General features: G+C 45.5%; 17 protein-coding genes and 1 tRNA gene. 4 read left to right on the forward strand and 14 right to left on the reverse strand.

The genetic code is table 11. From position 1 onward, the window contains the following. Positions 1-5: 5 nt before the first annotated feature. Positions 6-791 (forward strand): nucleoside triphosphate pyrophosphohydrolase, encoded by a 786-nt coding sequence (mazG, locus tag BHV83_RS17445; protein ID WP_122205130.1) that lies wholly within the window; start codon positions 6-8, stop codon positions 789-791. Positions 792-885: 94 nt separating this feature from the next. Here mazG and BHV83_RS17450 read toward each other — a convergent pair whose 3' ends face one another. The 12 genes from BHV83_RS17450 to BHV83_RS17505 all read right to left on the reverse strand — a co-directional run bounded on the left by BHV83_RS17450 (position 886) and on the right by BHV83_RS17505 (position 11,831). After that, positions 886-1,356, reverse strand: coding sequence for a hypothetical protein (locus tag BHV83_RS17450; protein WP_005636674.1), 471 nt, complete (start codon positions 1,354-1,356; stop codon positions 886-888). Between the two features lie 48 nt (positions 1,357-1,404). Beyond that, positions 1,405-1,794, reverse strand: a complete 390-nt coding sequence (locus tag BHV83_RS17455; RefSeq protein WP_005636675.1) for a hypothetical protein — start codon at positions 1,792-1,794, stop codon at positions 1,405-1,407. A gap of 46 nt (positions 1,795-1,840) precedes the next feature. After that, positions 1,841-2,392 (reverse strand): RNA polymerase sigma factor, encoded by a 552-nt coding sequence (locus BHV83_RS17460; RefSeq protein ID WP_005636677.1) that lies wholly within the window; start codon positions 2,390-2,392, stop codon positions 1,841-1,843. A 155-nt stretch (positions 2,393-2,547) separates the two neighbouring features. Next, a tRNA-Leu gene (locus BHV83_RS17465) sits at positions 2,548-2,629 on the reverse strand. 158 nt (positions 2,630-2,787) lie between these two features. Further along, positions 2,788-4,425: a chaperonin GroEL gene (gene groL, locus BHV83_RS17470; protein WP_005636680.1), complete on the reverse strand. Its 1,638-nt coding sequence runs from the start codon at positions 4,423-4,425 to the stop codon at positions 2,788-2,790. Positions 4,426-4,497: 72 nt separating this feature from the next. After that, positions 4,498-4,767, reverse strand: coding sequence for a co-chaperone GroES (locus BHV83_RS17475; RefSeq protein WP_005636683.1), 270 nt, complete (start codon positions 4,765-4,767; stop codon positions 4,498-4,500). Between the two features lie 279 nt (positions 4,768-5,046). Further along, a complete protein-coding gene (gene hisS / locus BHV83_RS17480) occupies positions 5,047-6,402 on the reverse strand; it encodes a histidine--tRNA ligase (protein WP_046452408.1) in 1,356 nt (451 codons plus the stop codon). Between the two features lie 48 nt (positions 6,403-6,450). Then, entirely contained in the window at positions 6,451-7,137 is a 687-nt protein-coding gene (locus BHV83_RS17485; protein ID WP_005636689.1) for a zinc metallopeptidase, read from the reverse strand. 123 nt (positions 7,138-7,260) lie between these two features. Then, positions 7,261-8,532 carry an adenylosuccinate synthase gene (locus BHV83_RS17490; RefSeq protein ID WP_005636690.1) on the reverse strand — a complete coding sequence of 424 codons (1,272 nt, stop codon included), beginning with the start codon at positions 8,530-8,532 and terminating at the stop codon, positions 7,261-7,263. 30 nt (positions 8,533-8,562) lie between these two features. Beyond that, complete coding sequence (locus BHV83_RS17495; protein ID WP_005636692.1) at positions 8,563-9,021, reverse strand: Fur family transcriptional regulator; 459 nt, start codon at positions 9,019-9,021, stop codon at positions 8,563-8,565. A 60-nt stretch (positions 9,022-9,081) separates the two neighbouring features. Then, a complete protein-coding gene (locus tag BHV83_RS17500; protein ID WP_195489486.1) occupies positions 9,082-9,765 on the reverse strand; it encodes a DNA alkylation repair protein in 684 nt (227 codons plus the stop codon). Positions 9,766-9,773: 8 nt separating this feature from the next. Beyond that, the gene (locus BHV83_RS17505; protein ID WP_286757823.1) at positions 9,774-11,831 is read right to left on the reverse strand and encodes a dipeptidyl-peptidase 3 family protein; all 2,058 of its coding nucleotides are present in this window, start codon (positions 11,829-11,831) and stop codon (positions 9,774-9,776) included. A 223-nt stretch (positions 11,832-12,054) separates the two neighbouring features. Here BHV83_RS17505 and BHV83_RS17510 point away from each other — a divergent pair, with 223 nt between their 5' ends. From BHV83_RS17510 to BHV83_RS17520, 3 genes are all read left to right on the forward strand, one after another. Next, positions 12,055-13,845: an aminopeptidase P family protein gene (locus tag BHV83_RS17510; RefSeq protein ID WP_122205377.1), complete on the forward strand. Its 1,791-nt coding sequence runs from the start codon at positions 12,055-12,057 to the stop codon at positions 13,843-13,845. An 86-nt stretch (positions 13,846-13,931) separates the two neighbouring features. Beyond that, entirely contained in the window at positions 13,932-14,453 is a 522-nt protein-coding gene (locus tag BHV83_RS17515) for a gamma carbonic anhydrase family protein (RefSeq protein ID WP_055285088.1), read from the forward strand. A 38-nt stretch (positions 14,454-14,491) separates the two neighbouring features. Beyond that, the gene (locus BHV83_RS17520; RefSeq protein ID WP_122122274.1) at positions 14,492-15,148 is read left to right on the forward strand and encodes an HAD hydrolase-like protein; all 657 of its coding nucleotides are present in this window, start codon (positions 14,492-14,494) and stop codon (positions 15,146-15,148) included. Here BHV83_RS17520 and BHV83_RS17525 read toward each other — a convergent pair. Further along, entirely contained in the window at positions 15,142-15,732 is a 591-nt protein-coding gene (locus tag BHV83_RS17525; RefSeq protein ID WP_005636705.1) for a YIP1 family protein, read from the reverse strand. The two genes, BHV83_RS17520 and BHV83_RS17525, sit on opposite strands and share 7 nt — an antisense overlap. 3 nt (positions 15,733-15,735) lie before the next feature. Next, a partial coding sequence (locus BHV83_RS17530) for a DUF2089 family protein (protein ID WP_286757825.1) occupies positions 15,736-15,891 on the reverse strand: 156 nt, incomplete at its 5' end.

Below are 15,891 nucleotides of genomic sequence, written 5' to 3' on the forward strand. Positions count from 1 at the left end.
TAAAAATGGCAACAAAACAAGAAAAGATGGAAGCCTTCGGACAGCTGCTCGACATTCTGGACGAGCTTCGTGTGAAATGTCCGTGGGACCGTAAGCAAACGAACGAAAGTCTTCGCACGAATACGATCGAAGAGACTTACGAATTATGCGATGCCATCATGAAAGATGACAACAATAACATCAAAAAAGAATTGGGCGACCTGCTCCTGCACATTGTCTTCTATGCCAAGATCGGTGAAGAAAAAGCGGTGTTCGACATCAAAGACGTGTGCGACAGCCTTTGCCAGAAACTGATCTACCGCCATCCGCATGTCTTCGGAAACGCTCAGGCCGAAACAGCCGGCAAGGTTGAACAGAGCTGGGAACAACTCAAACTAAAGGAAAAAGGCGGCAACAAGACAGTTCTCGAAGGTGTCCCCACTTCACTTCCTTCCGTAGTCAAAGCTCACCGCATCCAGGACAAAGCCCGCAACGTGGGTTTCGACTGGGAACAACGCGACCAGGTCTGGGATAAGGTGCACGAAGAGTTTACCGAACTGAAGACTGAAATCGACAAGATGGATGCAGATAAGATGGAAGCAGAGTTCGGAGACCTGTTCTTCAGTCTGATCAACGCAGCCCGCCTTTATAAGATCAATCCGGACAATGCCTTGGAACGCACAAACCAGAAATTCACCCGCCGTTTCAACTATTTGGAAGAGCATACTATCAAAGAAGGCAAGTCATTAAAGGATATGTCTTTGGAAGAAATGGACCGGATCTGGAACGAAGCAAAAGCGAAAGGGCTATAAAAACAAAAGGGGAACCGACATCACGTCGCCACCCCTCCCTTAACTTAAACGCCAAAACTAAATCTAAACAAAAAACACAAATAATGATAATATTTTATTTCTTTCTATTCTCTTCTTTTCTATCGTCTCCTCCTCTCATAAATTCCCGCGCAAACTTTCCTTCCGCACGTTTATATCTATAAAGTTTCTTTGGAGACAATATCTTTTTAAACTTTTCATAATACTCCTTTTCCAACTGTGCCTGCCTCATGTTCACGCTCACACACTCATCAATCACCTTCAGGTAATCAGCATCGGTTGCATTTTCATTATGCTTTAAATCTTTGGATAGTTTACGACATTCACGACCGGCCTCAAACATCTTTTCTTGCAGTTCGTTACAAAGAGGTATAAATGATGCTGCCTCTTCCGGGGTTAACCCCATCTCTGCCGTAATAAAAGCATTCTTCTTAGCAAAGAACGCTTCTCTATCAAAATTGCGATGCTGTTTCCCACTTTGAGCGTGAGCACTGAATGAGAACACAACTGAACACGCCACAAATGTAATAAAAAATATTTTATTCATACAAGCATTCTTTCAAAAATATTTTGTCAAACTTTATTTTTTTTCAATTTATTCGGTTTCCCCTATTTCTTCTGCCAATATATAACCGGCATATTGCTCTTCCAGGTACTCCAAGTATTCTTCATCCTCGGCCGCTTGCAAAGCAGAAACTGAGGCTGGAGACACTTCTGTTTTTACGAGTAGCGAGTCGGTTTTCGCCGCTTTATCTTCGGATCCGACCAAAACTTTAAAAAACAACCCCAATCCGGCAAAAACGGCTGCCATATATAACCAGGGACGAACACGATCCATCAAGGAAACCTTTTTCACCTCCTCTTCAGGCTCTCTTTCGGGAAGCTGACTCATAATGTTTGCCGTCAATCCCTCCATATACCCCTCAGGTACAGTAAAAGGATTTTTCCCTTTAAGACGGTCCAGATTGTTTTGTTCTGTTTTCATATCATCTCTCTTTTATGTTCTTTTGACAAATGGTAACACGAAAGGTTTAAATGTCTTTTGTTAAAAACTCCTCTACTTTCTTCACCGCATGATGATAGGAAGCTTTTAAAGCGCCTACGGAAGTTCCGAAAATCTCAGACATATCTTCATATTTCATATCGTCAAAATATTTCATATTAAAAACGGCACGCTGTTTCTCCGGCAATGTCAGGATGGCTTTCTGCAGTTTCATCTGTGCGGCATCCCCGTCGAAATATTCGTCTCCTTTCAGGCGCTCCAGCAAAAACACGTCCGTATCGTCAATCGAGACATTGTTCTGCACACGCTGGCGGTTCAGAAAGGTTATACATTCGTTTATCGCAATCTTATACAACCAAGTCGACAACTTCGCCTCTCCCCGAAAATAGTCGATATTCATCCAGGCTTTCAGGAATGTATTCTGCAATAAGTCGTTGGCATCGTCATGGTCCAACACCATCTTTCGTATCTGCCAATACAACTTCTCCCCGTAGAAATTGACAACCTGCGCGAAGGCATCACGTTGATGCGCCGGATCACGTAATTGTTTTATTATCTCTTCCTCTATATATTGTTGCATTCCTACTCACTAATTTGGGGTAAATATAAGAAAATAATCATTATCTCCTTCCGTTCCCCTTCTATAAGAGACGGAAATAATGGTTCAAAGTTTAATCGAACCTCATAAGGGAATATAAAAAAAGCGGACAACCATATAAGTCATCCGCTTTGAAGTGCCCAGAACAGGACTCGAACCTGCATGCCTCTCGACACACGCACCTGAAACGTGCGCGTCTACCAATTCCGCCACCTGGGCAATTCAGCACTTTTCAGTGAATCAATCTCTCTTGATTGCGGTTGCAAAGGTAGCAACTTTTTTGAAACTGCCAAACTGTAACCATACTTTTTAAATAAAAAAACGGCCACCTCCCTTTCGGGAAGCAGCCGTTTCAGATTTTATGCTTATGGGAAGAATTACATCATACCGCCCATGCCACCCATACCCGGGTTCATGGCAGGAGCTGCCGGAGCTTCTTCTTTCTTTTCAGCGATCACACATTCCGTAGTCAGGAACATACCAGCAATAGAAGCGGCATTTTCCAAAGCTACACGTGTTACCTTAGCAGGGTCGATTACACCGGCTGCACACAAGTTTTCATACTTGTCTGTACGGGCATTGTAACCAAAGTCACCCTTACCTTCTTTTACTTTCTGAACAACTACCGCACCTTCTTTACCTGCGTTAGCAACGATCTGGCGCAACGGTTCTTCAATAGCACGTTTAACGATTTCGATACCGGTTGTTTCGTCTTCGTTTTCACCCTTCAGACCTTCCAGTGCTTCGATAGCACGGATATAAGCAACACCACCACCAGGAACCGTACCTTCTTCGATAGCGGCGCGAGTTGCATGCAGAGCATCGTCAACACGGTCTTTCTTTTCTTTCATTTCAACTTCAGAAGGAGCACCTACATACAATACGGCAACACCACCGGCCATCTTAGCCAGACGTTCCTGCAGTTTTTCTTTATCGTAGTCGGAAGTCGTATTTTCGATCTGAGTCTTGATCTGGCCGATACGAGCCTGGATAGCATCCTTATCGCCTGCTCCGTTTACGATAGTAGTCGTGTCTTTGTCTACCGTAACCTTTTCAGCCGTACCCAGCATATCCATAGTAGCACCTTCCAGCTTTAAGCCTTTTTCTTCGGAGATCACAACGCCACCTGTCAGGACAGCGATATCTTCCAGCATAGCTTTACGACGATCACCGAAGCCCGGAGCCTTGACAGCACAGATCTTCAAAGAACCACGCAGACGGTTTACAACCAAAGTTGCCAATGCTTCGCTATCGATATCTTCAGCGATGATCAACAGAGGACGACCGCTCTGAACTGCCGGTTCAAGAATAGGCAGCAAATCTTTCAATACAGAGATCTTCTTGTCGTAGATCAGGATATACGGATTTTCCATCTCGCATTCCATCTTTTCCGTGTTGGTTACAAAATACGGAGAGATATAACCACGGTCGAACTGCATACCTTCTACCACGTCTACTGTTGTTTCCGTGCCTTTAGCTTCTTCTACAGTGATAACACCTTCAGTTTTTACTCTCTGCATAGCTTCAGCGATCAGTTTACCGATAGCTTCGTCACCGTTAGCAGAAATCTTGGCAACATGCTCGATCTTTTCGAACTGGTCACCAACAGCTTCAGACTGGGCAGCGATGCTTTCTACGACTTTAGCCACCGCTTTGTCGATACCACGTTTCAAGTCCATAGGGTTGGCACCCGCCGTTACATTCTTCAGACCGACACCGATAATAGACTGTGCCAGAACTGTTGCAGTTGTCGTACCGTCACCGGCATTGTCGTTAGTCTTGGAAGCGACTTCCTTAACCAACTGAGCACCCATGTTTTCAAACGGGCAAGCAACTTCAACTTCTTTAGCTACCGTTACACCGTCTTTTGTAATGTGCGGAGCACCGAATTTCTTTTCGATGATCACATTACGTCCCTTCGGACCCAGTGTTACTTTTACTGCGTTAGCCAATTCATCCACACCTTTCTTCAGAAGGTCGCGGGCATCCATATCGTATTTAATTTCTTTTGCCATGATTTCTATCGTTTTATATAAATGTATAAATATTTCTTAATTGTCAATTATCCACTATCAATTGTCAATTGTTTAGATAATAGCCAAAATATCAGACTGACGCATGATAAGATATTTTTCACCGTCCAGTTCGATTTCCGTACCTGCATACTTGCCGTACAGTACAGTGTCGCCATTCTTTACAACCATTTCTTCATCCTTTGTTCCGTTACCTACGGCGACAACTTCACCTTTTAAAGGTTTTTCTTTTGCTGAATCGGGAATAATGATTCCGCCAAGTGTCTTTTCTTCTGCTGCAGCAGGCTTAATCAGCACTCTGTCTGCTAATGGTCTAATGTTCATCGTTGTATATTTTTTAGTTGTTAATAATATTACGTTAATCTTGTGCTTTCTTATCGCACATAAACGTCTATGCGAATACTGTGCCAAAACTGTTGTCAGGAAAAAGACTGACAATTTTGCATTTTAGAAAGACAGACAATGCAAATATATCTGACAGGATGACCATCCTGTTACAAAAAAACTTCCCCATTACAACAAGAAAATGAATGGGGAAGTTCAATTATCAGTCTATTTATAGTAGAAACGGGTGTACCTAAAGGCACAAAATTGAAATTGCAGCTAGAATCTTTCGATCAGTTCTTCTAATGTGACAAGAGACTGTTCGCCTGTCAACATGTTTTTCAGATTGATCTTGCCTTCATTTATTTCGTTTTCACCGACAATCGCCACAAACGGGATCTTTTTCGTATCGGCATATCCCATCTGCTTCTTCATTTTGGCTGATTCAGGATACAACTCCGTACGGATACCGGCAGCACGCACTTTCGAGATCAGAGGCAACAAATAGTTTTCTTCCTTCTCGCCGAAATTCACGAACAACAGTTGCGTGGTCTTCAAAGAATCAACCGGATAAAGTTCCAACTGGTTTAGAACATCGAAAATACGATCGGCACCGAAGGAAATTCCGACACCTGACATACCGTCCATACCAAACACACCGGTCAAATTGTCATAGCGTCCCCCCCCCGTGATACTTCCGATCTGGACATCCAACGCTTTCACTTCGAAGATAGCACCCGTATAGTAGTTCAGACCGCGTGCCAACGTCAGGTCCAGTTCCAAATCAGCTGTCAGCTCTAACTTCTCGATGCGGTCCAGGATAAATTCCATCTCGGCAATACCTTTCATCGCTATTTCCGATGCTGCCAGTTCCTTTTTCAAAATAGCCAGCTTTTCACGATTCGTACCTTTCAGCATAATGATCGGCTGCAAACGGGCTATCGCACCTTCAGACAATTCTTTAGAACGCAATTCATCATTTACATTATCCAGACCGATCTTGTCCAGTTTATCTATAGCAACCGTAATATCGACAATCTTATCGGCTTCACCGATTATTTCGGCAATGCCGGAAAGAATCTTACGGTTGTTCATCTTGATACAGACACGGATTCCGAAACGGCGGAATACCTCATCCATAATCTGGATCAGCTCGACTTCATTTACCAACGAATCGGAACCTACCACATCTCCATCACATTGGTAAAACTCACGGTAACGACCTTTCTGCGGACGATCGGCACGCCATACCGGCTGTATCTGGTAACGCTTGAATGGGAAAGCGATATCATTACGGTGCTGTACCACATAACGGGCAAAAGGAACCGTCAGGTCATAACGCAAACCCTTCTCGCAAGCTTTCATTCCGAATCTTACGGCATTGCGCTCCGACAGTTCTTCATCCGTTATTCCGGAAAAGCAATCGCCGGAATTTAATATTTTGAAAAGCAACTTATCGCCTTCTTCTCCATACTTGCCCATCAGCGTAGACAGGTTTTCCATAGCCGGCGTTTCGATCTGCTGAAATCCGTACAGATGATATACTTCGCGGATAGTATTGAATATATAATTACGCTTCGCCATTTCTTCTGGCGAAAAATCTCTTGTTCCTTTAGGGATAGACGGCTTTTGCATGATTCACTAATTTATATTTATTTAGGCTGCAAAGGTAATGCTTCCTGTTTAATCCCGGCTTCTTCCCCCCAGGAAAATCATGATATAATATAATAATGTAGCAAGCGAACCCAAGGCAGCCACTACATACGTGTAAGCAGCAGAACGCAAAGCATCTTCAGCCTTGTCATGCGTATAGACATTTGTGATGCCGGCATTGCTCAACCATACCAAAGCCCGCTGGCTGGCATTGATCTCGACCGGTAGTGTAATGAAACTGAATAAAGTCGTCGATGCAAAAAGAATAATACCAAACAGCATCAACTGGGGAAACGTATTAATCAACAGCATGCCACCCAACAGCACCCATGTCATAATGTTGGAAGCAAAGCTGACGACCGGAACCAAAGCCGAACGCATCCGAAGAGGCGCATAAGCCGTAGCATGCTGGACAGCGTGTCCGCATTCATGAGCTGCAACGGCAGCAGCAGCAATACTGTTACTGTAATAAACCGATTCACTCAGATTGACGGTCTGGTTTGCCGGATTATAATGATCCGTCAAATGTCCGGGAGTGGAAATCACCTTTACGTCATAAATCCCGTTATCATGCAACATCTTTTCAGCCACATCCTTTCCTGTCATACCATTCGGCATAGGAATCTTGGAATATTTTTCAAACTTGTTCTGGAGTCTGGAAGAAACCAACCAGCTAAGAAGGGCAAAACCGATAAATATAATCCAATACATGCTCATATTTTTCTAATTTATAATAGTTATACTAAATCATAAACGACAAAAAGTCTGCCAAAAATAAAAATGGCAGGAGATCATCCTTCCGGGATGTGGTCTTCTGCCATTTTGTATTATTTTCAGGTTTTATTCTTCGGTATATCTGACAATTGTTTGTTCACGGTCAGGACCGACAGATACAATCTTGATCGGAACTTCCAGCTCTTCTTCCAAGAAAGAGATGTAAGCATTGAACTCTTCGGGAAATTCGTCTTCACTTTGCATTTTCGTCATATCGACATTCCAACCCGGCATTTCCACATATACGGGTTCGATGCCCTCATTGATTTCAAACGGAAACTCTGTTGTTTCTTCGCCATTGACTTTATAAGCAATGCAAGCCTTTACTGTTTCGAAGCCATCCAGCACATCGCTCTTCATCATGATCAGTTTCGTCACACCGTTGATCATGATCGCATATTTCAACGCAACCAAGTCAATCCAGCCGCAACGACGTTCGCGTCCGGTTACAGCTCCATATTCATGACCGATCTGACGGATCTTGCTGCCTGTTTCATCAAACAGCTCTGTCGGGAACGGGCCGCTACCGACACGTGTGCAATAAGCCTTGAAGATTCCATAAACTTCACCGATGTTACGCGGAGAAACCCCCAAACCGGTACAGCAACCAGCACAAATCGTATTGGAAGAAGTCACGAACGGATACGAACCAAAGTCAATATCCAGCATAGTGCCCTGTGCACCTTCGGCCAAAACAGACTTGCCTTCTTTCAAATAGTTATTAATCACATGTTCGCTGTCGATCAAACGAAACTGTTTCAAATAATCCAAAGCCTTGAACCACTGTGCCTCCAATTCAGTAATATCATATTCATAATTCAGAGAACGCAGAATCGCTTCATGTCTTGCTTTTGCAGCTGCATACTTTTCATCGAAATTATGCAACAGGTCGCCTACGCGCAGACCGTTACGGCTGATCTTATCCGTATAAGTCGGACCGATACCTTTACCGGTCGTACCGATTTTGCCTGACCCTTTCGCAGCTTCGTAAGCAGCATCCAATATACGGTGAGTAGGCAAGATCAAATGAGCTTTCTTAGAGATACACAGTTGTTTGGTCAGGTCGTGCCCGCTGGCAGCAAGCGCTTCCGCTTCCTGTTGGAACAACAACGGATCCAGTACGACACCGTTACCGATAACGTTTACCTTACCCCCTTGGAAAATACCGGAAGGGATGGAACGTAACACATACTTTTCACCGTTAAATTCCAAAGTATGTCCAGCATTGGGACCTCCCTGAAAACGAGTTATCACATCGTAATTCGGAGTCAAAACGTCGACAACTTTTCCTTTGCCTTCGTCACCCCACTGCAATCCTAATAGAACGTCAACTTTCATCGTTTATATATTATATAGATGTTAATATTCTTACTTCTTCCGCTGAAGCCGGTACTTACATTTGCTACATAAGCCATAAATGTAAAGCGCATGATATTCCGGAGTGAAACGCGATATCTTCAACGCTCCGACATCTTTCTTTAGTGTTGCATCCTTCAGCTCTCTGATTGCCCCGCATTTCATACAGATCAGATGCAAGTGTGTCTCCGCCAGCATCCGTAATTCATACTGTACAGCCTGGGCCGTCAGCTGATGACGCACAATTAAGCCGCTGTCTACCAAAACGTCGACCGTGTTATAAACAGTAGCCCGACTGACATGAAAATTCATTTCCTCCAGTTTCTGATGAAGCAAACACATATCAAAATGACCGGGGAAACTGCATATACACTCCAATATGGCATAGCGTTCCTCCGTCTTTCGTAGTTTTTTCTCGGCAAGATATCTGGTGAACAGGTCTTGCATCTCTGTGTACTTTTTTGCATCCATCTTCAAGTTGCGACTCCACGCGACCGACAAAGTTAGCGCATTTATTTTAAACGCAAAGCCTTAACGGCAATATTCAAATTCAAATTTTAAATCATTATATATTTCCTGCCCTTCGGGCGTCTGCATGAATTCAGGAAAATCATCGAACCCGCCCAACATTTGCTGCGCCCGTTCAGCCGACTGTCTTCCATAAAATTTCATGGCTTTCACCGCAGCCTGCTTTTCTTTGAAGGACGCCTCGAAATCAGTCTGGGCAAGCGTCCGCATACATTCTGCGACAAATGCGGTCCTCACCGGTGCTATCAAATCCTTTCCTTCCTTAAACAGTTCGGCCCAGACAAGATAAGCCACCGTACGTGCATATTCGTCTTCCACATTAAAAATCAACCCGAGCAGCAATTCCTCCACATCCGGCAACTTATAAAACAAATTATGGCTGCACTGCTCTGCAATTTCCAAATAAGGGATTTCTTTCACCCATTGCTTCGCCTCTTGGGACGAGAACTCGTCTACCGGCTGCAAAAAAGAAGCCAATATCTTGAATTCACGGATGTCTTCTTTCCACAAAGCAGCGGCCAGCTCAGAGTTCGGTTTATGTGTAGTGGCAATCTGCTTGATTTCAGGCAAAGGAACACCGAAATTCAACTTATAGACAATACCCTTCTCGCGCATGCTGGTAGAGATCACTCCATTCATCGCCAGGCGAAGCTGGGTCCGTATTTCTTTTAATTCATTCTGTAACATACGCTTTATTATTCATTATAGGAAGGTAAAAACGAATACTCCTTGCTGTAACGAAGCATCTGATCGGTATACCCTTCGGTATAATCCAGCACAATATCCGTTACATCTCCCTTATCGTTCTTGACTTCCTTCATCACCGGATTCACGAATCCCTTATACGGAGCCAGGTTCAATTTGGCATAGCGTTCGAGCACTTCGGCATGAAGAGCTGGGTCGACCTTTACGGCATACTCTTCCACCAGTTTCTTTCCGGCGGAAAAATCACCTTCACTCTTGATACGCTGCACTTCCGCCAACAAAGTTCCGAACAGTTCACGCAGCTTGGCATAGTCATTGACCACCACGTATGTCTTGCCATCCCGCTGTTTCAGTTCAATCACGTTATCAGCCTTTCCTTTTTCATATACCCATTTGGCAATCAGCTGACGGTTGCGCATATGGGCTTCTTCAACATTCTTGCCTTGCTCGATCCGGACCAGCTGTGTCATCAGGCCATTCATTATATATTTATAGTATTCGGCCTTATAAGCCTCTGCATCCGGCACAAGTCCGAGTTCCACCAGCTTGGCATCTCCAAGATAGTACAAACCGAAAAGATCGGCACGCGCCTCTTCCAAAGTCGAACTGTAGGCCTTCAAAGCATCCGGATCGGTATCGGGAAGCAATTTACCGGAACCATGTCCCAAGCATTCATGCAAATCGGTATGCAGATTGTCGGTGATGAATCCGTATTTCTTCAATCCTTCTCGCTCCTTCTCACTCCAGACAAATTCCTCATTGAAACCATTTCCCTGAGAAGCTTTGTCGTATGCCTCGGTGATATTCTCGATCGTAACGGATTTCGAACCATGATCGCGGCGAATCCAGTCGGCATTCGGCAAGTTGATGCCAATCGGAGTTGCCGGATAGCAATCACCTCCCAACATGGAAACTGTAATTACTTTGGCACTGACTCCTTTTACTTTTTCTTTCTTAAACCGTTTATCTACAGGAGAATGATCTTCAAACCACTGCGCATTATCGCTGATCACTTTTGTTCGCTTCGTTGCCTCCTTATTGATAAAGTTCACGGTCGACTCCCAGCTGGCTTTCATTCCTAACGGATCTCCGTATGTTTCGATAAAGCCGTTCACAAAGTCGACATCCGATACCGTATCTTCCACCCATAGGATCGAATAGGCATCGAAGATTTTCAAGTCGCCGGTCTGATAATATTCGATCAGTTTCCCGATGATTGACTTTTGCGCATCGTTCTCGGCAAAAGCCGTGGCTTTCTGCAATTCCGACACGATCTTTTCGATTGCCGGCGAATAGAGGCCGCCTACCTTCCACACTTTTTCGACCAGCTTGCCGTTCTCTTTTACCAAACGGCTGTTCAAGCCGTAAGAGATAGGAGAAATCGTGTCTTTCCCTGCTTTCATCCGGGCATAGAAATCCTCGACTTCTACTTGGGTAACCCCTTCGCCATAATAATTATTGGCCGAAGCCCGGATCAGGTCGACATCGCCACTCTGCACCATACGCTTCGCCATCACGGCCGGATCAAAGATCACGGGACTGATCTCGGCAACAAACTGTTCCACCGTCTGCCCTTCACGTAACGGAAGTGCGGAAGCACCGACCTGAGAGATGCAAGTCTGGAAGAATTCGGGCGTAAAACCGGGAACAAATTTGTCTTCCGCATAATGATGATGAATGCCGTTGGCAAACCAAACCCGTTTCAGATAAGTCTCCAAAGCAACAAACTGCGGATCCGTACGATCTCCTTTATAGCCGGTATAAACAGCCTCCAGCGCACGGCGGATCGGCAGGTTATAACGGCAGTTCTGGTCGAACAAAATATCCCGGCCCATCAGGGCGGCTTCCGACAAATGATATAATAATTGTTTCTGCTTCAAAGAAAGGGATTCAAATCCCGGAACTCGATAACGCAGTATCTGAAGATCAGCAAACTGATCCACGACATAATTGAAATTATCCTGAGTAGCTTCCGCCTTCTCAGCCTTCTGCCCCGTACAGGCAGTCATAGCCATTGCAGTCATAAGCGATAACATTATATTTCTCATATACTAACTTTTAGCTTTTCCTATATTATTATTTAAAAGGTTTTCTCGCAAAGGTACAGATATTTCAGAAATAATACTAGTCATCTTCCTTTATTGCAATCTGAATACAGATAACTTATAAGGCAGAAATATGAGTAGATTTGATTTTTTTCTTCCAAGGACATAGAAAGAGAAGAAATTTAATAACTTTGCCTATAGTAACGTTGACATAAAACAAAACGCAATGAAAACAAACATTCCTGAACGTATTGCCGCCCTAAGGGAAGCAATGAAACAGCATAAAATCGATGCTTATATTATTCCGACTTCCGACCCTCACATGAGTGAATATCCTGCCGACTGCTGGAAATACCGTGAATGGATTTCCGGATTCACAGGTTCGGCCGGAACAGTTATAATCACAGCCGATAAAGCCGGGCTTTGGACCGACTCCCGATATTTCCTGCAAGCCTCTACCCAACTGGAAGGGACAGGTATCGAACTTTTCAAAATGATGTTGCCCGAAACCCCGACAATCCCGGAGTTCCTGACACACGAACTAAAAGAGGGACAGACAGTCGGACTGAACGGCGAGATATACAGCCTGGCAGATGCCCGCTCACTGGAAAAGGCATTAGCGGAAAAAGAGATCAAACTGAATACAAACGCTTCGCTGATCGATCCGATCTGGAAAGAACGTCCCGCCATCCCTGAAGCTCCGATGTTTGAAATGCCGATCGAACTCAGCGGAAAATCAACAGAAGACAAACTACTCGATATCAACAAGATGCTACACAAGGCAGGAGCCGACTGCACCATTCTTTCCGCATTGGACGAAGTGGCCTGGACCTTCAATATCAGGGGTACGGACGTTGCCTATAATCCGGTCGTCATCAGTTATGCATTCGTTTCCGAGAAGGAAAGCGTACTGTTCATGAATCCGAAGAAGATCCCTGCTGAAATAGCAGAACATCTAAAGAAAGAAGGAGTGACACTAGCCGACTACGGCATGTTGGCAACCTTCCTGTCACGACTGCCGGAACGGACACGGGTGTTCATCGACAGCAAACGAACCAACGTAGCCATCTACAATGCACTGCCCAAAAGCAGTATCCTGATAGAAGGAACCTCGCCCGCCAATCACCTGAAAAGCATCAAGAACGAGACAGAGATAAAAGGATTCCGCAACGCCGTCCTGAAAGACGGCATCGCCATGACCAAATTCTACTTCTGGCTGGAAAAGATGCTTAAAGCCGGAGAAAAGGTGACGGAGCTGAGTGCCGCTGCCAAGTTGACGGCTCTGCGCTCCGAACAGCCCCAATATGTCATGGACAGCTTTGCCAGTATATCTAGCTACGGTCCTCACGGAGCGGTCGTACACTATTCTCCCACACCCGAAACGGACACGGAGTTGAAAACGGACAGTTTGTACCTGCTCGACTCCGGAGCCCAGTATTTGGACGGAACGACCGACATCACCCGTACGATCGCCCTTTGCGACGAGCCGAGCGAGCAAATGAAGAAGGACTTTACCCGCGCCCTGAAAGGCACTATCGGAATTGCCAAATGCAAATTCCCCGCAGGCATACGGGGCTGCTTGATCGACGCCTTCGCCCGTAAAGCTTTGTGGGATGCCGGCATCAACTATCTGCACGGAACCTGCCACGGCATCGGCCATTGCTTGAACGTACATGAAGGGCCGCAAAGCATCCGCATGGAAGAAAACCCGGTAATCCTGGAACCGGGCATGGTGATGAGTGACGAACCGGCCATGTACCGCCCCGGCGAATACGGCATCCGTACCGAGAATATGATCCTGATCCGTGAAGACAGTGAAACGGAATTCGGAAAGTTCCTCGGTTTCGAAACTTTGACGTTATGTTACATCGATACGAAGCTGGTTATCCCGTCCATGCTTTCTGTACGCGAGCATGCATGGCTGAACAAATACCACCAGATGGTATACGACTTGGTAAGCCCGCATTTGACTGAGGAAGAGAAGGCTTGGTTAAAAGAAAAAACGGCAGAAATTTAATCAACAGACGATTGACAATTGACAATAGGTTTGTTGTTCTCCCTTAAATTGTCAATTGTCAATTATTAATTGTCAATTAAAAAGTTATGGCTTTAATAAAATCAGTAAGAGGCTTTACTCCCCAAATAGGTAAAGACACGTTTTTAGCAGACAACGCCACTATTATCGGCGATGTAGAGATAGGCGAAGGTTGCAGTATCTGGTTCGGGACTGTGTTGCGAGGCGATGTAAACTCCATCCGGATCGGCAACGGGGTGAATATACAGGACGGCTCCGTCCTGCACACCTTATACGAAAAATCGACGATTGAGATCGGCGACGATGTGTCGGTCGGCCACAACGTCACGATCCACGGGGCAAAGATATGCAACGGCGCCCTGATCGGGATGGGCTCGGTCGTACTGGACCATGCCGTAATCGGTGAAGGAGCGATCGTCGCTGCCGGCTCGGTCGTACTGAGCAAGACCATCGTCGAGCCGGGAAGCATCTACGCCGGTGTACCGGCCAAGTTCGTAAAGAAAGTAGACCCGGAACAGGCAAAAGAGATCAACCAGAAGATAGCCAAGAACTATCACATGTACTCATCTTGGTATAAAGAAGAGCACTGACCTGCTATCACGGGACAGGATAAACAATACAATTGCAAATGAAAGAGTACAAATACATCCTGCTGGACCTGGACGGGACGATTACAGATCCGATGATCGGCATCACCCGATGCGTCGAATACGCATTGAATCATTTCGGCATACAAGTGAATGACCTTCGCGAGTTATGTCCTTTTATCGGTCCTCCTCTTCTGGACTCGTTCCGGGATTTCTATCATTTCACAGACGAACAGGCCAAAGAGGCTACAGAAAAGTACCGGGAACGTTTTGCCGACACCGGCATTTATGAGAACAAACTGTATGACGGCATGAAAGACTTTTTAGAAGAGGCAACCCGGCAAGGGCGCATCCTGATGCTGGCGACATCCAAACCGACAGTCTTTGCCAAACGCATCCTGGACTATTTCGATATCGCCCGTTACTTCACCTTCGTCGCGGGCAGCGGCCTGGACGGTTCCTTCTATACAAAAGGAGATGTGATCCGTCATGTATTGGAAAGCAATAACCTGACGGACCATCCATCAGCCGTCATGATCGGCGACCGCAAACATGATATCATCGGGGCCAAAGAGAACAGGCTCGATTCGATCGGTGTGCTTTACGGTTACGGTGACCGGGAAGAGTTATCGCAGGCCGGGGCGGATTATATCGTAGAGGATATCGCCGGACTACGCAATCTGCTGTTCCATCAATAGCACACCCATTTTATCAGATAGCGGCAAAACACGTCTCCGCCGAAGATCCCCACGCAGTAGAGGATTCCCAACCTGTAGCCTTTCAGGTTACAGGACACTTTCAATGCCTGGAACATCCAGACCAGCGCCCAGATCAAAAAGACAAAAGAGACCAGCGACAGCCATATTCCGACAAGGAATCCGGGCTGTTGCATGATCTCCGCCGGAGGCATGTTCACATCTATCTGTGCGAGTTTCTGCATAGGCGGCAAGAAGTTGAAAAGGTTCATGACGATCAACGGCAATTGTGCGAAAACGACCGTTCCCAACACATCGACCATCCGTATGCGTGAACGGGAAAGCAGCAATCCTCCCAAATAAAACATAACAGCCGGAATCAGCCAGACGGCAAGGTGCTCCACCGCATAACACCACCACGCCGGATTCGGAGCCGGACCAAAATGCAGCAACCCGTGATAATGCCAGCCGGAATAAAAAGAAAGAGCTGTCGATACCACCATTCCAGCCAGTCCCCAAAGCAATGCTTCCAGACCGGCAATCCGTTCAAAAGGATTAATCAATCCATAAAGATGTTGTTTGTTCATAACCTATTCGATTTTATTTAGTTTATCAATCAGATCGTCTAATACATTCCGGACAGTAGGGTAACTGACTCCCATATTCTTCGCCATATCCTTCAGGCTTCCGCTGGATTTGATGAAGTCGATTACAAACTGCTGTTCCTTATCCGTCAGTTTTGCCAG

The sequence above is a fragment of the Parabacteroides sp. merdae-related_45_40 genome (assembly GCF_001915675.1).